The organism is Variovorax sp. PAMC28562, assembly GCF_014303735.1.
In the GTDB taxonomy this organism is placed as follows: Bacteria; Pseudomonadota; Gammaproteobacteria; order Burkholderiales; family Burkholderiaceae_C; genus Variovorax.
The window spans coordinates 3416545-3436059 of the sequence record NZ_CP060296.1 but is presented as its reverse complement, the minus strand read 5'-3'; the positions used below and the strand labels follow the sequence as shown (position 1 = coordinate 3436059).

Sequence of the window (19515 nt, the reverse complement as noted above, 5' to 3'; positions counted from 1 at the left end):
ACGACGCGTGAGCCCCAGCCAGGAAGCCCGAAAAAGCCACGCTATAATCTGAGGCTGTATTCCTCGATAGCTCAGTTGGTAGAGCGCCGGACTGTTAATCCGTAGGTCCCTGGTTCGAGCCCAGGTCGAGGAGCCATTAATTTGCTATACGTAGCAAGCACTTAGCCCACCCCTTACCAGGTGGGCTATTTTTTTTGGCTGGTGCGAGTAAGCAGAATGTAAGCGCGTGCAGCAGCAAGCCAGCTGAGCTGTTTAGAAACCTAAGCTCACCTGCTGCTGCCGGCGAAGGTGCTCGATGACTTTGACCACAGCGCGCTTTGTTGTCAGGTTAACGCCTTGGCGAGTCTGTTCGATGCGCATGAGCACCCGCAAGATTTCGCCCTTCGCAAACGGTTCGCCGTGGTCCACACGCTTGAGAAATTCCTGGTCCTCGATGTCAGCAAGGAACGAAGAGTTGCCATCGGAAAAGCGCCACTTTTTGCCTTCTTTGAATTCGGGTCCTTCGATGCTCAACGCGAATTCAAATTCGTTCTTGGAAACCGGCTCGTCTGGACGCACATCTTTGAAATAACCTGCCTGTCCCTCCCCGACAACTGCAAGGGCAACCTCTTCTGTCAGAACTTCGAGGCTATCAATGCCTTCTTTGGCAAGTGCCTTTCCCACAAATTCTTGAACAGACTTACTGCTTCCCTCGTTCAGGACTAGATTGATAACCGAGCGGTTGAAGATAATCACCTTGCCGTCGGCATTGGTGACATTGATCTCGTCGCCACGTGTTGTCGGTACCATTGCGACAGGCGGCTGCCCTTTCAAATGCTTCCAAAGAGTGAAGGCACCTTTGATGATGGAAAGCCACTCCGGGAGGTTGACAGTGGAGATCAACGAGAGGGCGGGCCCGACTACGTTGAACACAATGTCAGTCTGGATGCAGCCCGAATGGAAGCCTGCCATTTCGGCTTCGATAACGACATCAGGACCGAACAGCACCTTGCCTGCTTCCGTCACAAAATCGGAGAACGCGGTCATGTTGGCAGCCGCAGAGTAGACGTCAACCCTCCCGTCTTCTACGGCTTGGCCGTGATATTTCAACGACAGTTTGGTCTCGGCAATGTTTGTCATTGGTGCAGCTGTGGCAGGAGGTTTCGCATTGTGGCTGCACGTCAGCGCAAAGTCAGTGGTACTTGTTCACAAAAGACAACGCCACCGCGAAGGTGGCGCTGAATGCGGCATCACGAGGACTGAGCAAGGCGGTACCGGACAAGGCCCTTGCTGCCGCTGGTTCCGTTTTGCGCGACGGTTTCCTTACGCCTTAAATGTGGTCAATGCCTGTCGGTTCTTCTGTTGCGCGGCAAGGTAAGCCTCGGTACCGGACAGGGGGCGCTGCTCACCTAGCCCGTCATCTGACTTGCGCACAGGCTGGGGCAAGTACACCGGTTGAGGTACACGCACCGGCTGCGTTTCTTCGTATGCAGACGCAGCTAGCTCGTCCTGCATAGCTGAGGCCAGCATCTCCCATTCGTCCAACTCCATGAGCGGGGGCCAACCGCCAATGGGCAGGTTGACCGGTCGTCGCGCTTCCACGCGCAGCAGACGATTGCGAACGGCGACGGGAACGCGAATCCGCATGTCAGTGCTCAGCGTTGTGCACGAAGCCCGCAAGGGATGCGAGTTGCCCCAGTGCGCGCACCCTGCTCATTTGGTCAATGTGGTGGTGCGCCGTCTGCCACAGCAGCTTCCGGTACTCCCGCGCCATATGTCATTTAACCTATTGGTCTACTTGCTGCGAGCGCACCTCATACGGTTGCCTAGAGCGGTCAATACCTTAGACTGCGGGATGAAAACATTTCGTTACGCTCTCTGCTGCCTTGCCCTGTTGGTATTGGGTACAGCGCGAGCTGCTATCGGCTACGACTACAAAGCGCCAACGCAGCACCCTGGCAAAGGCCTGCTGTCGATTTGGTTGACGGGGCAAGTTGGCCCTGCAGACCTCGACAGTCTGCTCAAGGCTGATGGGGTGATACGGAATAATTTGGCGTTGAACGACTACGCGCGAGACGACCTCCTAGTTTTGATAAACCTGGACTCGATAGGTGGCAACGTATCGACGGCCTTGGCCATCGGGCGATACATCCGAGCTCTAAAAAGTGCCAGCACGACGGTTGCCAAGGATGCAAAGTGCTTTAGCTCGTGCGTGTTCATACTGGCCGGCGCTACGAATCGCGCTGTCGACGGCAAGATTGGCATACACAGGCCCTATGAGCCAAACGACGCCACGCTCACGCCAGTCAAGCAAAAAGAGAAGTACGACAAACTGGGCGTCGAACTTACGAGTTATCTCAAAGAGATGAATGTTCCAGTCAGACTCTACGAAGACATGCTGTTCATTAGTCCTGAGCGCATGAAGATACTGACCAGCGACGAGCAAGAGAAGTACGGACTGAACGTGAGCGACCCATACTTCGAAGAGGCGCAAAAGGTCATGCAAGCCCAAGGTCTTGGGATCTCTCGGCTGCAGCTCGCGCAACGCGAAGCGCGGCAAAACGTGCAGTGTCCCGATAAAGGCTATGACATGAGCTGGCCCAAACCCGTTCTGCTGGCCTTCCTAACGTGCCGAGACGAAGTGCTGCACGGTCTTCGGTAAGGGGCTGAACGCAGTTCAAGTTCACCCGCTGCCCTAGCAATCAGCCTCCACGAATCTGAACTGACCCCCAGAAGTTGGACGAACTTCAAGGAGTCCCATGGAGAAGTACGAGACAGAGTTCAAGCTCCAGGTCGTCAATAGCTTTCTAGAAGGTGAAGGCGGCGCAAAGCTCTTGGCGCGGCGGTGGAAAGTGCCCGAGGAGAAAATCCGTACCTGGGTGAGCCACTACCGCCTCCACGGCATCGACGGTCTACGCCCCAAGCGCAGCGCATACAGTTCGGCATTCAAGCTGCAGGTTCTGTTACATCAGGACCGTGAACGACTGTCCAGCCGTCGGGTCGCCGCCATCTATGACATCCGCAATCCGAACCAGGTTGTGGTCTGGCGACGCGACATTGCTGAGGGCGACGCGCAAGCTCTGGGGAACACCATGCCAAAGCCAGATATGAAGCCAGAACGACGCTGCTCAGAGACACCGCCCGAGGCCATCCCCGATTCGACGGACACCCTGCGCGAAGAGAACGAGCGACTGCGCGCTGAGGTCGCGTACTTAAAAAAAGTGCACGCCTTGATCCGGGCGAAGAGATCACTTGCGCCGACAAAGCGCGCTTGATACTCGGATTGAGGCATCACCACAAATTGGCGGACCTGCTGCGGGCAGCAGGGCTTGCGCGCAGCACTTTCTACTACCAGTGCAAGGCGATCCAGCGTATCGAGCCAAGCGGCTTGGAGGCAAAGGTTCGCGCCGTTTACGGTGAACATAAAGGCCGCTACGGCTACCGAAGAATCACGGCAGCGCTGCGCAATTCGCTTGGGGTGTCCGTCAACCACAAGTGCGTCCAGCGCCTCTTGAAGGAGATGGGATTGCGCGCGCTGATTCGGGCGAGGAAGCGCTCTCGGCACGCCCCTGAAATCAGCGATGTGCACGTGCCAAACGTCCTGAAGCGAGACTTCTGCGCGAAGGCTCCCAATGAGAAATGGGCGACCGACATCACCGAGTTCAACGTGAATGGGCAGAAGCTCTATCTGTCGGCCTGCATAGACTTGTACAACGGTGAGATCATCGCGCACCGCATGGCCAGCCGCCCTGTCTTCGACTTGGTCTCCGGTACGTTGGATGTGGCACTTGCGCGGGCCAAACACGTCGCTGGACTGGCCGTACATTCAGACCAAGGCTGGCATTACAAAATGCAGCCATACCGGGCGATGCTTGCGCATCGCGGGGTAACGCAAAGCATGAGCCGAAGAGGCAATTGCTTTGACAATGCTGTGATCGAAAGCTTCTTTGGCACCCTCAAGGCGGAGTACTTCCACCTTGAAAAACTTGGCGACGTTGATGAGCTCGAAGCGGGCGTGAATGAATACATCCACTACTACAACCACGAGCGCCTCAAGCTGCGATTGAAAGGGCTTAGCCCGGTTCAATACCGGTTGAGAAACACCGCCTGATCGGCGGGATCACAATGTCCAACTTCTGGGGGTCAGTTCAAAACCGGGGCGATTCAAACTGATGAACTCCGGCGAGACCTCCACCGAGTAGCTCTCGAGCAGGAACCCCTGGATCTCGCGCATTGTCATGCCGCGCGCATACATGGCCACGATCTTGTCGTCGAAACCGGTGAAGCGCCTCTCGTGCTTGGGGATGAGCACCGGCTCGAACGAGCCTTCGCGGTCACGGGGCACCTCGATGCGCAGCGGGCCATCGCCGGCCAGAACGGTCTTGGCGCTCTTGCCATTGCGCTGGTTGCCACTGCTCGCTTCGGGTTTGCTCGCGCCGCTGGGGTAGCCCAGGTGGTGCGACATCTCGGCGCCCAGAGCGCGCTCGATGAGCGCCTTCTTGAACGCGGCCGTCGCTTCGTTGACGGCCTCACCGGTCATGGGACCGGAGACGAACTGGTCAACCAGTTCCTTGGGAATTGACGGCAGCGCCGCCATCTTCGCGGCAATCGCCGCGTTCTTCAGCTTCGTCTTGCTCACCGGCATACATGCTCCTTGTCGTCATGCTATGCCTCGAACACAAAATTTAGGACAGGCTCGCACTTCCACGTCGACGACATCCCCAACACCGGGTCACGACAACGCTATGACCCAAGGGGCGCTTCAGCGCCCGCCGGCACCACCTCCACCGGAGCCGCCACCGCCACCACCCCCTGCGCCTGCCCCGCCACCGCCACCTGCTCCACCGCCGCCGCCTGACCCACCGCCCCCTGCGCCAGCTCCGCCACCAGATCCACCGCCGCCTGCGCCAGCACCCCCGGCGCCAGCCCCGCCAGCACCGCCACCTGCTCCACCGCCGCCGCCTGACCCACCGCCCCCTGCGCCAGCTCCACCGCCAGCACCGCCGCCTGACCCGCTACCCCCTGCGCCTGCCCCGCCAGCACCACCACCCGATCCACCACCCCCTGCGCCTGCCCCGCCAGCACCACCACCCGATCCGCCGCCCCCTGCGCCAGCTCCGCCAGCACCACCACCCGATCCGCCACCCCCTGCGCCAGCTCCGCCAGCACCACCACCCGATCCGCCACCCCCTGCGCCTGCCCCACCGCCAGAACCGCCTGCGCCTGCGCCAGCCCCACCGCTAGGTCCAGCCCCGCCAGATCCCCCCGCTCCTGCTCCTGCTCCTGCTCCTGCTCCCGCGCCTGCTCCTGCTCCCGCGCCTGCTCCGCCACCTACGCCAGCACTCGACGCACTGCTCGCAGAACTGCTTCCACTGGCGGATGCTGCAGAAACTACCGACGATCCTGAAGAGCCTCCGCCGGATGGAGTAACAGCTGCAGAGCCGCTGGGAGAAGGTCCGCCTGATGCTGGTAGGCCAACGTGATCCATGCAGCGCGAGTCTCCAAGCACGCGCCTCACAAAATCACAGGATTCCCGAAAAGGCTCGGGGCGCTGGGGCGTGCGGACTGCCAACACTGCCGGAGAGACAGTGGGCATGACGACGGGCGGCCGAGGTGAGGGAATGCGGTCGTCATTACTCCGTAGAGGTTCCGGTCGCCGAGACGTTGCATCCGAGGAGAAGCTGGCAGGGGAATCATTCCTCCCGGTCACATGGCTCGTGCTCTGTCCGGCCCACGTTGTGGAACTGTGGGCCTGCCCTTGCGCATAAGCGGTCGAACCCTTGCTGTTTACAGATGGCGGCGCGTTGGCACGCCCGGGCAAGCGATCGGATGTCGGAGGAATGGCTTTCAGGTCCAGAGGTGACGCTGTGTTCTGCGTAATTTGACTCTGTTCCGGTGAAGCCTTGCGTGGCTCACCAACGGGATCGAGGGAGGGTGCCAGCAGTTGCCCAGCTGGTGCAGGCAAGCTCTGATTGGCTGGGGTCACGGCCGTAGCGTCGACGCTTGTGACAGCCCGGGACAGGTCTCGGTCCGAACGTGGATTCGCGCCCCAAAACGCAAAAAATGCGGCTGCGACTGCACTCGCAAAGAAGCCCGCCGCTAACAAGGCTGGAGCGGAAAACCACATTCGTCCTTTACTTGGATCGAGTTCTCCACTGGGCGGCTCGAACGGTTCAAGAAAGATGGGTTGCCGACCCGGCAGCAGGCCGCCTAGCGCGACTTGCCTCGCGAAAGGTGCTTCTGACCGGTCCTCCGTGCGTCGCGCTTCAACGGACAGAGGCTTTGGCTGCAGTGACGCAAGCTCTCCGTTTGTGCTGCGATTGGATGCCGTTGAATCAACCGTGTTCGCACACGACTCCGAGCCGACGGGCGTGCGTGCCGGCCGGGGCGCCTCGCCGCTCAAGATCTTCCTGGCAGCGACTTCACCGAAATCCCGACGAAATGCGCGATCGATCATTTCCCACTGCTCGCCTGCGGCAGCACGACCACCGAAGTCACGATGAAAGGCTTGCTCTACCAAATCCCATTGCGCTTGTACCGAAGAGTGCCGGCTTCCAACTGCGGGCGCATCGGGGGGCTCGCTTCCTCCTGAGTGGTTTTCGACAAACGGTTCGCGGCGCATAGTAGTTCGCTCAGCTGGCGGTCATGTGAAGGTTTCACATCTTGCTGGTGGTGCCGAGTTTGCGTGTAAGGCATTAGCGCTAACGTCGTAATCTAGATGCCTGTCTAAACGATCGATCGACCCTCTAGTCAATCGCGGGTCACCCCTGAGACGCGATTGCTCAAGAACAGCGGCGGAGATCGCGTGTGCGCCCTCCGTGCGCTCGTCACGACAGTGCCGGCGCAGCAGATTGCCATGCGGCAAAAATCGTCATATATGATATATTTTATTGACGCATTCTTCGACGTCTTGCCGTCTTAGCACCCCGTATCCGCAGTTCCCAACCAGGAGCGCTCCGAATGATTCTTGGTGGACTAGCCGACGACCTCACCGGCGGCCTCGAACTCGCTGCGATGCTCGTCGCGGAAGGCGTATCGACGTTGCTTGCAACCTCGGCCAGCTCCGCCCATTCGATCGGCACCTCAGACGCCGTCGTGATCGCGCAAAAGACGCGCATCGCGCCCGCAGCCGAAGCGCGCGCGCTGTTCGAAGCCGGCGCCTCGGTCTTGCGCACGGCTGGTGCCCGCCAACTCTTCTTCAAGTACTGCGCCACTTTCGACTCCACCGACACGGGCAACATCGGGCCGTGTATCGAGGTGCTCATGGCGCAAACGGGCAGCGAGTTCACCGCGTGCTGCCCGACCTTTCCTGAATACCAGCGCGCTGTTTTCCAGGGCCATCTTTTCGTCGGTGATCGCCTGGTCAGCGAATCGCCGAAGAAGGACGACCCCGTCACGCCGATGACCGATCCGGACCTCGTGCGGGTGCTGCAACGGCAGACGACCCAGCGCGTCGGGTTGATCAGCCATATCGATGTGCGCGCCGGCGCAGCCGCCATCGCGCAGCGCGTCGCCATGCTCCGCAGCGAAGGCATAGCGTGCGCCATCGCCGATGCGGCCGATCATCGAGACCTTGCGCATCTGGCCGAGGCCACGGTGCACTGGCCGTTGATGACGGGCGGCTCGTCGCTTGCCGCGCACTACCCTGCCCTTTGGCGCCAGCTCGGCTGGCTCGACAACCGGCGCGCGCCCGATGATTTGCCGCCAGTGCGCGGCCACGGCGTCGTTCTGGTCGGTAGTTGCGCCGAACAAACGCGACGTCAGCTCGAAGTCTTTGCGCGCTCGCATCCTGTTCTGGCACTCGACTTGAAAGCACACGTCCGCGGCGATGACGTTGTCGGCGCCGCACTGGCATGGGCAGAGGCGCGCATGTCGGACGGACCGATCGCCGTGTCGACATCGGACACGCCGGCCAATGTCGCACTGTTGCAGGCCGAGTTCGGCGTCGCACGCCTTGCGGCATCGGCGGAAGACTTGCTCGGGCGCATCGCGAGCGGATTGCGCGCACGAGGCGCGCGGCGTTTTTTGATTGCGGGTGGCGAAACATCGGGCGCTGTGCTGGCGCATCTCGGCATCGATCGACTGCAGGTCGGTCCGTTCGCCGGGCCATCGTTGCCGCTGGCACTGGATGTCACTTCGACTTCGACCAACTCATCGTCTGACCCGCTCGTGGTGTGCCTGAAGTCCGGCAAGCTGGCCGGCCTCGACGCATTCGAGGTGGCGCTCGACCGCATGGCAAGCGGCGGGCCGGTCGTGTCCGCTGCCACTGCCGCGGAGCAACCCGCATGACCGACCGCGAGCAAATTGTCGAAGCCTATCTTCGACTCGACCGAGAAGGCCTCAACCGTGGCAGCAGCGGCAACGTCAGCGTGCGCCGCGGCAGCGACGGCTTGTTGATTTCACCAACAGGCATCGACGCAGCGCGCATCGACACTGCGAGTCTTGTCGAGCTTGGCCTCGATGGCCGCGAGCGAAGCGCTGGCGTGCCGTCGAGCGAATGGCAGATGCATGCCGAGATCTACCGGCACTTCCCGGAGACGCACGCTGTCGTTCACACGCACTCGGACGCCTGCGTCGCACTCGCCTGCCAACGCATGGACATCCCTGCCTTTCATTACATGGTCGCGGGTTACGGCGGCAACAGCATTCGATGCGCGCCTTACGCCACCTTCGGGTCGGCCGCGCTCGCAAGCAATGCAGTCGTGGCGCTCGAAGGTCGCACCGCCTGCTTGCTATCGAACCACGGCATGCTCAGCCGCGCAGCGAACCTCCCTGCCGCTGTCACCACCGCCATCAAGCTGGAGACACTCGCGCGCCACTACTGGATGACGCTGCAACTCGGCGCGCCCACGCTGTTGAGCGACGCGGAAATGCAGGAGGTGCATGAGCGCTACAAGGTCTATGGGCGCGCGCGGATGGCCGGCTGACAGGTGCCCGCAATGTGCGCCGCTCTGGTTTCAGCGCTTCGCCACCGCCACCTTGCGTGTAGCGCTGCTCGCCCGTGTCGGCAATGCCTGCTCGGCCTGGTTCTGCGGATACGGCGCTTCACCGCGATCGATGCGTTCGAGCAGCGCGACGAACTTTCTCCCGCCTTCGATCGTGTCGGCTTTGATGGCCGCGCGCACCTTGGCCGGGTCGCGCTTCTTGAGCCCGTCGATGATGGCCAGATGTTGATGCTCGCCGTCGTAAGTGGGAGCAGCGTCCGGGTACTGCAGGTTGAGCATCGGGCCGTTGCGCAGCCAGATGCCTTCGATCAACGCGAGCAGTTCAGGCATTGCCGCGGCCGCATAGACCGCGTGATGAAACTGCCAGTTCACGCGCACGGCAGCGGGCCAGTCGTGGTCGTCCTGCGCCTTGATCAACGCTTTATGCAGGTCCTGGATTTCACGCAGTTGTGCGGGCGTGATGTTGCGCGCCGCGGCTTCGCCGGCCATGCCTTCGAGCTTGAGGCGGATCGAACGCAGCTCGAGGTATTGCGCCAATGTGAGCGGTGCGGCGCAGATCGATCGACCCGCGTCCATATCGAGCACGCGCTCTCGCACCAGTTGCATCAAGGCCTCGCGGCATGGTGTTTCAGACACGTTCATCGCGACCGCGAGGTCACGAATCTTGAAGCGATAGCCGGGCCAGAACCGGCCTTCCATCAGGCCGGCGCGGAGTTCGTCGTAGACCTGGGTCGTGAGGCTTTCACGTCCGATCGAGCGGACGTGAGGCTGTGGCGACGCGAGTCCGGCAGAAGCTCTTCCCATGGCAGGCGTTCCGTTTTTTTGAGTATTTGACAGGGATATATCATGCAACAAGCCGCCCCCAGCACGCTTCGAATTCAAGGTTTGACAGCACCGGCCGAAGTCTGGCGAGACGCGTGGTCGATCCCGCACATTCGCGCCGGCAGCAGCCACGATGCGTTCTTCGTGCAAGGCTACGTGCACGCGCAAGACCGCCTTTGGCAAATGGATGCGACGCGTCTGAAGATGGCCGGTCGCTGGGCCGAGTGGGCCGGCCCTTCTGCCGTGGCGGCCGATGCATTGGCGCGACGACTCGGCGGCAGCCGCGCCTCGCAAGCCGACTACGCTGCACTCGGCTCCGATGCACGCGCCATGCTCGATGCTTACGCCGAAGGCGTGAACGCATACCTCGCCGAAAGTCACCCGCTGCCGATGGAATACGGCTTGCTTGGCGCCGCGCCTGAACAGTGGGAACCGTGGCACAGCATCGCGGTGATGCGCTACCGCGGTTTCCTGATGGGCTCGGTGTGGTTCAAGCTGTGGCGCGCGGCGGCACTCGGCGCTATCGGCCCCGACGACATCGCCAAGCTGCGCTACGACGATGGCGATGAGAATGGCCATGGCGACCTCCTCTGCATCCCGCCCGGCGCCGAATCCGCGCGCTGGATCGCCAGCCTGCAAGACCTCGCACCGGCCATCGAGGCGCTCGCCGAGCTCGGTGCATCGGATGCGACTGGCGGCGGCAGCAACAACTGGGTGGTCGGGCCATCGCGCACCGCCTCCGGCCGGCCGCTGCTGGCGGGCGACCCACACCGTCAGTTCGAGATGCCTGGCATGTACGTGCAAACGCATCTGGCTTGCGATGAATTCGATGTCATCGGCCTCACCGTGCCGGGCGTGCCGGGCTACCCGCACTTTGCCCACAACGGCCGTGTGGCCTGGTGCGTGACCCACGCCTTCGCCGACATACACGATCTCTTCGTCGAGCAATTCAAGGACGGTGGTTCGCTCTACCGCTACAAGGACGAGTGGCTAAGCACCACCGTTCGCACCGAGGTAATCACGGTGCGTGGCGCCGAGCCCGTGACCATCGATATCGTCGAGACCCGACATGGGCCGATCGTTGCCGGCTCCCCCACGAATGGCAGCGCCATCGCATTGCGGTCGGTTCAATTCGCCCTTTCCGACCGATCCTTCGACTGCCTGCCACGCATGCTCAAGGCCCAAACGGTCGATGCGCTGTTCGAAGCGACCCGCGGCTGGGGCCTGATCGATCACAACCTGGTTGCCGCGGATGTCGGTGGCCGCATCGGTCATCTGGTGCGCGCCATGGTGCCGCATCGCCCTCGCCTCAACGGCTGGCTGCCCGTGCCGGGCTGGACTGGCGAATACGATTGGAAAGGTGAGATCCCCTGGGACCACATGCCCAAAACGTTCGACCCGCCACGCGGCTACCTCGCCACCGCCAACAACCGCTTCGTTGCGGAGCAACCGGGAGACCGCCACTACTTCTGCACGGACTGCCACCCCTCTTATCGCGCCCGTCGGCTAGAGACACGACTCGCCGCTTTGCCTACCGCAACAGTCGACGAAATGGCCGCGATGCACGGCGACGTGCTCAGCCTGACCGCGCCCCTTTTCCAACAACGACTGCGCGACTTGGCGCCACAACCCGCCGAGGCCGGCAGGATGCAGGCTTTGATCGTCGACTGGGACGCACGCATGACGGCCGACTCGGTCGCGGCTGCGGCCTATGCGGCGATGCGTTGGGAATTGGCGGGCGTGCTGCTCGAGCGCTCAGGATTGAATGCTACCAAGAGCGATCCGTTCACCCAAGTTCCTCCCGGCGTTGTGCCGGTCAATCAGCTCTGGTGGACGTTGCCGAACCTGCTCCGCACCGACGACCGTTCGTTGCTCGGTGGCGCGCAGTGGTCAGACGCTTTCGCAGAAGCGCTGGCTCGCGCAGCACGGATTTTCGATGGTCGCCCCTGGGGCGAACACCACACGGCAGCACTGTCTCATCCGCTCGCCGCGCAGTTCCCGGAGGCCGCTGCGCAGCTGAATCCGCCCGGCGCGCAAGTCGGCGGCGACAACGACACGGTGATGGCCAACGGCAGCCTGTCGACAGGAGGTTTGAAGGCGCTTTACGGGGCGGTCGCACGCTATGTGTTCGACGTTGGCGCTTGGGAAAACTCGAAGTGGATCGTTTTTGGCGGCGTCTCAGGTCAACCCGAAAGTCCGCACTACGCCGACCAGCACGCGGCTTGGTCGCAATGCAAGATGGTGCCGATGCACTACGACTGGGATGTGATCGCAGCAGCCTCGACCCGCACCGCGATGGTTCCGGCAGACTGAACAAAGCTCCGGCTCAAACCTCTTGCGCTCCACCGGATATATCATATAACCTGCGGGCTATCTCTTCAGGAGCATGACCTTGAGCGACGCACCCGACCCGGCAGCCCCAACGCCTGACTCTTCCACTCCACCGAAGCGAGTCAACTCCTTCGGTCAACGCGCAGACGGAGACCGTCGCAGCATCCGTGCCATCAACATGGGGCAGCCGAGCATCGGTCCGATGTACGCGGACAGCGGGTGGTCCGATCGGCGCTGGTACGACGGCCCGCGCGAAGATCCGGCGTGGCCCGAGGTGCACACGTACACCGATGCGATTTCGTACGATCCGGGCGACACAGTCACGTTCCACAGCAGCACCTATGCACCGGTCTGGATGCTCGAAGTGGTGCTCGATGGCCTGGAACCGCAAACCGTCTTCAAGCAGGACGACTTGCCCGGCGTGTTCCATGCCGCCCCTAAAGACGCCTACAAGGCCGGATGCCAATGGCCCGAAAGCCTGCGCTGGACCATTCCAGCGGACGCCCGCTCCGGCTTCTACAAGATCATCTCGACCTGCATCCGGCCAGACGGCGGACGCTACGTGCAGCATCATTTCTTCGTCGTGCGCCCGACCGAAAAAACGCAGACCGCCAAGTTGCTGATGATCTTGCCGACGTCGACATGGATGGCCTACAACGACTGGGGCGGCGCCAGCAGCTACATCGGTGTCGATGGCGCCGACCAGAACTCGGCGTCGCCGGAACTGAGCCTGCTGCGCCCCTGGACGCGCGGCATGGTGTGGTTGCCCGAAGGCGCACCGCGCATCTGCGCCGAGCCGGTTCCCGACCCGCTGACTGCCCCACGCTATCACCCGAAAGACTGGGCCTGGAGCTACGGCTACGGATACTTCTTCGCAGCGTCCGGATGGGCGCAGTACGACCGCCACTTCGTGACCTGGGCCGAGCGCGAAGGCATCGCCTTCGACATGATCACGCAGACCGACCTGCACTACCGGCCCGAGATCCTGGACCGCTACAAGGCGGTGGTCATCGTCGGTCACGACGAATACTGGACGCATGACATGCGCACGCGCATCGACCGCTTCGTCGACGAAGGAGGCTCGCTCGCGCGCTTCGGCGGCAATTTCATGTGGCAGGTTCGGCTCGAAGACAACGGCACGCGCCAGGTTTGCTACAAGGCCCGCTACGCCGAAGACCCTGTGTATGGCACCGACAAGCAACACCTGTTGACCTGCGCATGGGAGAGCAAGGTGGTGAACTGGCCGGGCGCGACGACGGTCGGTGTCAACGGCTTGCAAGGCATCTACGCATCGTGGGGCGGCTTCGCGCCGCGCGGCTCCAAGGGTTTTACCGTGTACCGGGAAGACCACTGGGTTTTCGAAGGCACGCAACTGGGTTACGGCGACATCTTCGGTGCGTCTGCCAACATCTTTTCGTACGAGGTCGATGGGCTCGACTACACCTTTCGCTACGGCCTGCCCTACCCGACCGGCGAAGACGGCGCACCGGCGAGCGTCTCCATCCTGGCAATGTCGCCCGCACTGAAGGTCGAGTCGATGTTCGCCGAGGAAGGCTACCGCTATTACCTCGGCGAAAGCGACATGCGGGGCGCGTCGATGTCGCTCTATGGCGATCAATCCGAAGAGTCGCTGGCCAAGGCCCGATACGGTTCTGGGATGCTGGTACACATGCCGCGTGGCAAGGGTGAAGTCGTCACCGCGGGCACCTGCGAATGGATCATGGGATTGAAGCGCAACGAGTTCTTCACGAGCAAGATCACCCGCAACGTGCTGAAGCGCTTCACCGACAAAACCTGAACTGCGTTGGAACGTCGCTTGCAAGTGATGGCGCTTTGGCGATATATCATATAAATTGATTCTCTCTTCACCTAAGGAGCATGCATGTCCGTTCGCACGATCTTCAAGAAGTTGGTGACTGCCGCGGCCATTGCCGCACTCTTTGCAGCTGCGGCGAACATGCCGGTCTTCGCACAGAAAAAGGGTGGCCAATTGCGCTATGCCTATGTGTCGGGGCCGGGCACGCTGGACCCTTACGTATCGAGCAGCGCGGTCGAGCTGGAGGTGATCCATCACCTGTACGACGCGCTCATCACCGTGGGCGAAAACTACGAGACGCGACCGATGATCGCGTCGAGCTACACCATTGCAGACGACGCCAAGACCTTCACCTTCAAGATCCGCAAGGGCGTGAAGTTTCATGACGGCAGCGTCCTGACCTCTGCCGACGTGCTCGCGTCTTTCGAGCGCTATCGCAAGATCAGCCCCAACGCGGTGATCTTCAGCGACGTGGCCAGCGCGACAGCGCCCGACGCCGAAACGTTCATCGTCAAACTCAACAAGACCAACTCGGTCTTCGTCGACATCCTGAAGAGCCCGGTGTATCCGTTCGTCATCTTGCCGGCCTCGCAAAAAGACAAGCCGGCGCGGGGTGCCGACGTGATCGGCAGCGGCCCGTTCAAGTTGGGCGAGTGGACCAAGGACAGCCACCTGGTACTCGAACGCTTCGACGGCTACACCCCCAACGAAAGCTACAAGGGTCTCGACGGCTATGCCGGCCGGCGCATTGCATACGTGGACTCGGTGCGCTACCGATTCATCCCAGAAGCCAACGCCCGCGTCGCCGCCCTGCAGGCAGGCGATGTCGACGTCGCGGCCAGTATTCCGCCCGAACTCGCCAAGCGTTTTGCCAGCGACCCGGACATCCAGACGCAGACGGTGTTCCCGTATTGCATGCAGGTCTTCATCGTCAACAGCTCGCAAGGGCCGACGGCCAATCCGAAGATCCGCCAGGCCATCAACGCGGTGGTCGATGTCGAAGAAATCTCGACCGCGACCGGCCAGATCGCCAAGATGAACCACTCGCTGGTGTACCCGTTCAGCCCGTACTACCAGGGCGACAAGATGAAGGTCTACTACGACCAGAAAAGCCCGGACAAAGCCAAGAAGCTGCTGGCCGAAGCCGGCTACAAGAACGAGCCGATCACGCTGCAAACGACGTCGAACTACCCCAACTTCCGCACCTCGATCCTCGTGCTCTCGGAGTTGATGAAGGCGGCCGGCATGAACGTCAATGTCGACGTGGTCGACTGGACCACCAACGCCAGCAACATGCAGCGCGGCACCGGGACATGGAACGTGTCGACCACCAGCTTCTGCTCGAACCCACTGCTCGGCCCGCAGCAGTGGCGCACGATGTTCTACACCTTCCCGCAGGTGAAGAACGACGCTGTCCTCGATGCCGCTTACGAAAAGTTCTACACCTCGCTGGACGCTGGCAAACGCAAGGAAGCCTGGGACGTCATCGAGAAGCAGGTGCTCGAACAGGCCTACATGATCAAGATCGTCGACATGGGCACGATCAACGCCTTCAACAAGAAGAAGGTCGATAACTTCGCGAGCTTCTATCTGCCGCGCTTCTGGAACGTCAGCCTGAAGTAACGGTGGCGCGCAACGTCATCTTCCGGCTGCTGCAGGCGATTCCGGTCATCCTCCTGGTCGCGATACTCGCGTTCGTCTTGATGCACATGCTGCCGGGCGACCCAGCGGTGGTCATGGCCGGCCCGGACGCATCGCCCGAAGCCATCGACAAGCTGCGTCATCAGCTCGGACTCGATCGTCCGATCTGGGAGCAGCTCATCGCCTGGCTGGGCAATCTGGCACGCGGCGATTTCGGGCAGTCGCTGATGCTGAACCAGGGCGTGTTCAGCGCGGTGATCGCCCGGCTGCCTGTGACGTTGTCGCTCGCGCTGCTGGCCTTTGCCATCACGGTGCCGGTCGGCATCGCGCTCGGCATCATCGCGGCCTACTACCGCAACACCTGGATCGATTCGGCCGTGATGGGCGTCGCGCTCATCGGCGTGTCGATCCCCAGCTTCTGGATCGCGATCATCTCGGTCATCGTCTTTTCGGTGGAGTTGCGCTGGTTGCCCTCCTCGGGCTACGCGCCGTTGTCGCAAGGCTTCGGCCCGTGGCTGCGATCGATGGTGCAACCGGCGGCCATCCTCGCGCTGTTCCAGATCGGCTACCTTGCACGCATGACGCGCTCCAGCATGCTCGACGTGCTCGACCAGGACTACATCCGCACCGCGCGCGCCAAGGGTCTGAACGAGTGGGTGACGATCGGCAAACATGCCTTTCGGAACTCCCTGATGTCGGTGGTCACGGTGAGCGGCATCATCCTGTCGCTGCTCATCGGTGGTTCTGTCGTCATCGAGCAGGTGTTCGCGCTTCCCGGTATCGGGCGGTTGGTGGTGCAAGGGATCATGGCGCGCGACTACCCACTGATCCAGGGAACGATGCTGTTGCTGGGCTTCGCCTTCGTGCTCGTCAATGTCTGTGTCGACCTGGCCTACACGCTGGTCGACCCGCGGGTGCGCTATGACTGAGGCGGCGGTGCTGTCGACATCCAATGGCAACGCACAGCCGGCAGGCCCCGCGCAGTTGCTCGCGCCCCGGCGAAAGCTGCGGCTGGTTCGCAAACTCTTCAAGCACCGCTCGTTCGTGATCGGCCTGGTCATCATCACGCTGCTGGTGCTGGCCGCGATCTTCGGCCCGATGCTCACCGGCCTCGACCCGACTGCCATGCGCATGCGCAACCGCTTCAAGCCGCCATCGAGCACGATGCTCTTCGGCGCCGACATGTTCGGCCGCGACATGCTGACGCGCGTGCTGCAGGGTGCGCGGCTGTCGTTGTTCATCGGGCTCTCGGTGGCGCTGGCGTCGGGCATCGTCGGCGCCTTCATCGGCATTGCTGCCGGCTACTTCCGGCGGCTCGATTCGCCGCTGATGCGCTTCATGGACGCGCTGCTCGCGTTCCCTGCGATCCTGCTTGCCATCGGCATCAGCGCAGCGCTCGGCCCGCAGACCACCAGCGTCATCGTCGCGCTGACCGTGGCTTACATACCGCGCACGGCCCGCATCACGCGCGCCTCGACGTTGGTGATTCGCGAGATGGAATACGTCGAAGCGGCACGCCTGTCGGGCGCCGGCCATCTGCGCATGATCTTCCGGCACATCCTGCCCAACTGCATGGGGCCGCTGGTGGTGCAGCTGACCTTCGTCTTTGCTTACGCCATCCTGGCCGAAGCCGCGCTCAGCTTTCTCGGCATCGGCCCGCCGCCGCCAGCGCCGAGTTGGGGAAACATCATCGCGGAAGGCCGTGATTATTCGATCGAGGCATGGTGGATCATGTTGTTTCCGGGCTTGGCCATCAGCCTTGCTGCGCTGGGCATGAACCTGCTGGGCGATGGTCTGCGCGACGTGCTCGACCCGCGTCTGAAAGTGGAGGCCTGAGGTGGTGCCGAAACCGATGGGGCAACCCGAACTGCCCGTGCTCGCAGTCAACAACCTGACCGTGGAGTTCCGTGGTGACGATGGATGGGTCTCCGCCGTTCGCGACGTGAGCTTCAGCATCGGCCGGCGCGAGTGCCTTGGCATTGTCGGCGAATCGGGCAGTGGCAAGAGCGTCAGTGCGCTGTCGATCTTGCGGCTGCACGCGCGTGCGACGAGCCGGATCTCCAGCGGCACCATCGTCTTCAACGATCGCGATCTCCTCAAGCTGCCCGAGCCGCAGATGCGGCGCATCCGCGGTGCCGAGATCGCGATGATCTTCCAGGACCCGATGTCGTCGCTGAACCCCGTATTGACCATCGCCGACCAGATCATCGAGCCGCTGCGTCTGCATCAGGGGCTGACCGCAGCGGCGGCGCGCAAGCGGGCGATCGAGCTGCTGGGGCTGGTGCGCATTCCGGATGCAGCCCGGCGCATCGACGACTACCCGCACCGTCTCTCTGGCGGCATGCGCCAGCGCGTCGTCATCGCCATTGCCATTGCTTGCCAACCCAAGGTTTTGATAGCCGACGAGCCGACCACTGCACTCGACGTCACGATCCAGTCTCAGATCCTTCAGCTGCTTAAAGAGCTGCAGTCGGAGCTCGATATGTCGGTGATCCTCATCACGCATGACCTCGGGGTGATTGCGCAGTTCGCGGATCGCGTGGTGGTGATGTACGCCGGCCAGGTGATTGAGTCGGCCCCTGTTCTGGACCTTTTCGGCAAGCCGCTGCATCCCTACACCGACGGCCTGCTGGCTGCCATTCCACGGCTGGATGGCGAGCCCGGCCGGCTGAAGTCGATTGCCGGCAGCATCCCCGATCCTTCAGTGCACATTCCGGGCTGCCGCTTCAGCCCGCGCTGCCCGGAGGCGTTGCCCGTGTGCCACGAAATCCCGCCCGCCCTGCTCCCGGCATCGTCCATGCGATGGAGTCGCTGCCCGCCGCGTCTGGCGGCCAGCGGTGCAGATGCAGGCGTGCCGGTAGGTATCTCAAAGAGCCAGCAGGCAGTCATCCCATGACCCAAGACGCAACTGCGCCCGATGCGATCGTCACGGTGCGCGACCTCGAGAAAACGTTCGCGCTCAAGCGCCAAGCCGGAACGCCGGCGCGCACGCTTCGCGCCGTGCGTCAAGTGAGCTTCGACATTGCGCGCGGCGAAACGCTGGGTTTGGTCGGCGAATCGGGCTCGGGCAAGTCGACCACCGGTCGCATGCTGGTCGGACTCATCCCGGCGACATCGGGGCGCGTCCGTTTGTTCGATGAAGAGATCACCGGCACTAACGCGCAACAGGCTCTGGCGCGCGTTCGCAAGCGCGTGCAGTTCGTCTTTCAAGACCCGCAGGGTTCACTGAATCCGCGTATGCGAATCGGCGATGCGATCGCCGAGCCGATCGACGTGGCCGGCGGCCGCACACGTCACGATCGGCAGCTTCGCATTCAGGAACTGCTCGACACCGTCGGCCTGCCGCGCTCATGCGGCGATCGGTTTCCGCACGAATTTTCCGGTGGGCAGCGGCAGCGCATCGGCATCGCTCGTGCGCTGGCGCTCAAGCCGGAATTCATCGTCTGCGACGAGCCGGTGTCCGCCCTCGACGTCTCGCTGCAGGCGCAGGTGGTCAACCTCCTGATCGACTTGCAAGAGGCCTTCGGGCTGAGCTACCTCTTCATAGCGCACGACCTGGCTGTCGTGCGCAACATCTCGCACCGCGTCGCCGTAATGTACGCAGGTGCCATCGTCGAAGTCGCGCCGCGCGCCGCGCTCTACGCCACGCCGAAGCATCCGTACACGCAGACGCTGCTCGAAGCCATTCCGCGGCCCGATCCACGCCATCGACTGGCAGCCAACGTACGAGGCGAATTGCCGAGTCTGTCGAGCCCGCCGACCGGGTGCACTTTTCATACGCGATGTCCGCATGCATTCGAGCGCTGCCGAAATGAAGTGCCGCAACTCAAGGCCTTGGCGCCGGGACACGAAGCCGCTTGCCACTTGTACGAACCGGTGACTGCACCACCCGCAACGGCCTCGTTCATGACTGCCGCGCCCATTGCGGCTTCACCGGAAGACCGACTGCGCGACTGACCGCACGCCGGTCAGAAGACCGAC

Annotated in this window: 15 protein-coding genes, 1 tRNA gene and 1 pseudogene; 12 read left to right on the top strand and 5 right to left on the bottom strand. The window is 62.4% G+C overall.

Annotated elements, in window-relative coordinates; all coding sequences use genetic code 11:
* Positions 1 to 60: 60 nt before the first annotated feature.
* Positions 61 to 136: transfer RNA gene (locus H7F36_RS16135), tRNA-Asn, on the top strand.
* Positions 137 to 252: 116 nt separating this feature from the next.
* Here H7F36_RS16135 and H7F36_RS16130 read toward each other — a convergent pair.
* Both H7F36_RS16130 and H7F36_RS16125 read right to left on the bottom strand, forming a co-directional pair.
* Positions 253 to 1119 carry a hypothetical protein gene (locus H7F36_RS16130; RefSeq protein WP_187051767.1) on the bottom strand — a complete coding sequence of 289 codons (867 nt, stop codon included), beginning with the start codon at positions 1117 to 1119 and terminating at the stop codon, positions 253 to 255.
* Positions 1120 to 1302: 183 nt separating this feature from the next.
* Positions 1303 to 1626, bottom strand: coding sequence for a hypothetical protein (locus tag H7F36_RS16125; RefSeq protein WP_187051766.1), 324 nt, complete (start codon positions 1624 to 1626; stop codon positions 1303 to 1305).
* 208 nt (positions 1627 to 1834) lie between these two features.
* On the opposite strand from H7F36_RS16125, the gene H7F36_RS16120 reads away from it, so the two are divergent.
* Both H7F36_RS16120 and H7F36_RS16115 read left to right on the top strand, forming a co-directional pair.
* Positions 1835 to 2641, top strand: a complete 807-nt coding sequence (locus H7F36_RS16120; protein ID WP_187051765.1) for an ATP-dependent Clp protease proteolytic subunit — start codon at positions 1835 to 1837, stop codon at positions 2639 to 2641.
* Positions 2642 to 2738: 97 nt separating this feature from the next.
* A protein-coding gene (locus tag H7F36_RS16115; RefSeq protein WP_187051764.1) for an IS3 family transposase occupies positions 2739 to 4090 on the top strand; the annotation gives its coding sequence in 2 pieces (ribosomal slippage) (positions 2739 to 3200 and positions 3203 to 4090; 1350 coding nt in all).
* A 57-nt stretch (positions 4091 to 4147) separates the two neighbouring features.
* Here H7F36_RS16115 and H7F36_RS16110 read toward each other — a convergent pair.
* Together H7F36_RS16110 and H7F36_RS16105 are read right to left on the bottom strand one after the other, a co-directional pair.
* A pseudogene (locus H7F36_RS16110) lies at positions 4148 to 4576 on the bottom strand (transposase); the annotation flags it as partial.
* A 146-nt stretch (positions 4577 to 4722) separates the two neighbouring features.
* The gene (locus H7F36_RS16105) at positions 4723 to 5310 is read right to left on the bottom strand and encodes a hypothetical protein (protein ID WP_187051763.1); all 588 of its coding nucleotides are present in this window, start codon (positions 5308 to 5310) and stop codon (positions 4723 to 4725) included.
* Between the two features lie 1629 nt (positions 5311 to 6939).
* Between H7F36_RS16105 and otnK the strand changes: the two genes are divergently transcribed.
* Both otnK and H7F36_RS16095 read left to right on the top strand, forming a co-directional pair.
* Positions 6940 to 8268 (top strand): 3-oxo-tetronate kinase, encoded by a 1329-nt coding sequence (otnK, locus tag H7F36_RS16100; protein WP_187051762.1) that lies wholly within the window; start codon positions 6940 to 6942, stop codon positions 8266 to 8268.
* A complete protein-coding gene (locus H7F36_RS16095) occupies positions 8265 to 8906 on the top strand; it encodes a class II aldolase/adducin family protein (protein WP_187051761.1) in 642 nt (213 codons plus the stop codon). Before otnK ends, H7F36_RS16095 begins: the two co-directional genes overlap by 4 nt.
* 30 nt (positions 8907 to 8936) lie before the next feature.
* Here the strand turns inward: H7F36_RS16095 and H7F36_RS16090 are convergent, their stop codons facing one another.
* Positions 8937 to 9728 carry a GntR family transcriptional regulator gene (locus H7F36_RS16090; protein WP_187051760.1) on the bottom strand — a complete coding sequence of 264 codons (792 nt, stop codon included), beginning with the start codon at positions 9726 to 9728 and terminating at the stop codon, positions 8937 to 8939.
* A gap of 42 nt (positions 9729 to 9770) precedes the next feature.
* On the opposite strand from H7F36_RS16090, the gene H7F36_RS16085 reads away from it, so the two are divergent.
* The 7 genes from H7F36_RS16085 to H7F36_RS16055 all read left to right on the top strand — a co-directional run bounded on the left by H7F36_RS16085 (position 9771) and on the right by H7F36_RS16055 (position 19491).
* Complete coding sequence (locus tag H7F36_RS16085; protein ID WP_187051759.1) at positions 9771 to 12059, top strand: penicillin acylase family protein; 2289 nt, start codon at positions 9771 to 9773, stop codon at positions 12057 to 12059.
* Positions 12060 to 12138: 79 nt separating this feature from the next.
* Positions 12139 to 13875 (top strand): N,N-dimethylformamidase beta subunit family domain-containing protein, encoded by a 1737-nt coding sequence (locus H7F36_RS16080; protein WP_222620387.1) that lies wholly within the window; start codon positions 12139 to 12141, stop codon positions 13873 to 13875.
* 84 nt (positions 13876 to 13959) lie between these two features.
* Entirely contained in the window at positions 13960 to 15516 is a 1557-nt protein-coding gene (locus H7F36_RS16075; protein ID WP_187051758.1) for an ABC transporter substrate-binding protein, read from the top strand.
* A gap of 2 nt (positions 15517 to 15518) precedes the next feature.
* Complete coding sequence (locus tag H7F36_RS16070; protein WP_187051757.1) at positions 15519 to 16463, top strand: ABC transporter permease; 945 nt, start codon at positions 15519 to 15521, stop codon at positions 16461 to 16463.
* Positions 16456 to 17370 carry an ABC transporter permease gene (locus H7F36_RS16065; RefSeq protein ID WP_187051756.1) on the top strand — a complete coding sequence of 305 codons (915 nt, stop codon included), beginning with the start codon at positions 16456 to 16458 and terminating at the stop codon, positions 17368 to 17370. The genes H7F36_RS16070 and H7F36_RS16065 overlap by 8 nt, the downstream gene beginning before the upstream one ends.
* Position 17371: 1 nt before the next feature.
* The gene (locus H7F36_RS16060; RefSeq protein WP_261802325.1) at positions 17372 to 18430 is read left to right on the top strand and encodes an ABC transporter ATP-binding protein; all 1059 of its coding nucleotides are present in this window, start codon (positions 17372 to 17374) and stop codon (positions 18428 to 18430) included.
* On the top strand, positions 18427 to 19491 hold the full coding sequence (locus H7F36_RS16055; RefSeq protein ID WP_187051755.1) for an ABC transporter ATP-binding protein: 1065 nt from the start codon (positions 18427 to 18429) through the stop codon (positions 19489 to 19491). Before H7F36_RS16060 ends, H7F36_RS16055 begins: the two co-directional genes overlap by 4 nt.
* Positions 19492 to 19515 lie beyond the last annotated feature (24 nt).